1 protein-coding gene is annotated in these 1575 nt (G+C 58.9%); it reads left to right on the top strand.

Annotated elements, in window-relative coordinates; translation table 11 throughout:
- Positions 1–132 precede the first annotated feature (132 nt).
- Positions 133–1368, top strand: a complete 1236-nt coding sequence (locus V6C07_RS04390) for a hypothetical protein (protein WP_333535145.1) — start codon at positions 133–135, stop codon at positions 1366–1368.
- The last annotated feature ends 207 nt before the right edge of the window (positions 1369–1575 follow it).

Here is a 1575-nt window from a genome sequence, read left to right as displayed (position 1 = left end):
CGCCCGCTGCTGAGCTGGCGGCCTTCGGCGGTATGGGCCACGGGCCTGGCCTGTCTGGCGTTCGTGACTCTTATTCTGGTGTCGCGCAAGGCGACCTTCCTGTACTTTCAATTCTAGAGGGGCGGAAACATCATGAGCAAAATTCTCACCGAAGCCGCCTACCTCAACCGTTATTTCCGCGTATTGCTGCTTCTTGCCGTGGCGGCCTGTCTGCTGGTGCTGCCCTATACCATGTGGTGGCTCTACAAAAGCGGCGATGTGGCCGTGGAGCGCGCCGTGGCAGACCAGTCCGCCGGACGCTTTGCCATTTTCGGCTCCGGCGTTTCACAGGATTTTGTGGACTACAAGCTCCAGCTGTATGCCAAGGTCAAACCGGAAATTGCCGCGGTCGGTTCTTCGCGCGTCATGCAGTTCCGCTCGGCCTACTTCCGCAAAACCTTTCTCAACGTGGGCGGCACTGCGGGCAATCTTTCAGTATTGCGCTCCACCATCGACGCCATGCTGGCCGAGCACAGGCCCGAGGCCCTCATCATCGGCCTGGATTTCTGGTGGTTCATGCCCCAGTGGCATCCCGATCCTTTCAAGGACGAGCCGCCCACCAGCGGTTCCTACAACTACGGGCTTGAAAGCCTGAAAAAACCCTGGGCATGGCTGCTGGAAGGCAAGATCTCGCTTCATGACCTTATTGCTCCCGTACTGCTGGAATCAGCCGGAGGCTTTCGCGCGGGACGTTACGGCATCATGGCGCAACAAACCGACGACGGTTTCGGTCCTGACGGTTCCTGGTACTATACCGCCGAGACCACAGGGCAAAAGCGCCCCTTTGACTACCAGTTTGAAGACACACTCACGCAGGTGCGGCACGGCATCAAGGCATTTTTCCATGCCCGGCCCCTTGAGGGCAGCCGCGATCCCGGCGGCATAAGCACCGCCCATGTGGACGCCTTTGCTGAAATCTACTGCCGCCTCAAGTCGCGGGGTATCGCCACCTTTGTCTTTATTTCGCCCCTGTCGGTAAAAGTGCTGGACGCCATACGCCAGCGCGAAGCCGACTATCCCCACCTTTTTCATCTCAAAGAAGCCCTGTTGGCACGCGGCATAGAAGTAGTCGATTTTACGGACCCGCGCACCTTCGGCTCCAGCGACTGCGAATTTGTTGACGGCTTCCACGGCGGCGAAGTAACCTATGCCCGCATGCTGCGGGATATGGCCGACCGCTGGCCCGCCCTGCTGGCCTATGTGAATATGGAAAAAATCAATGCGGCCATCCGCGACTGGCGCGGCCACGCCCTGGTTTTTGATGAACGCGTGACCGACAAGGCGGAAACGGACTTTAACAAATTTAACTGCCCCAAGCGCAAGCCCTAAAAAATACTGCGCCAACACCGCGCCAAGAACGGCTTTTGCCCTTGTGCCGCAAAAACGGCTGCTGCGGAAACCGCGCCTTTTTTCGACGCCTACGGCAAAATCAGGTATGCATCGGCACCGGCACAGGACAAATAACAGCCATATGCCCGCCGCAGATTGCGCCGGGCCACGGCGTTGCGCCCATGCGCAAAACACGCGCCTTCCGGG

The organism is Desulfovibrio sp. 1214_IL3152 (genome assembly GCF_036763055.1).
In the GTDB taxonomy this organism is placed as follows: Bacteria; Desulfobacterota; Desulfovibrionia; order Desulfovibrionales; family Desulfovibrionaceae; genus Desulfovibrio.
This window is presented reverse-complemented; position numbering and strand designations above follow the sequence as displayed.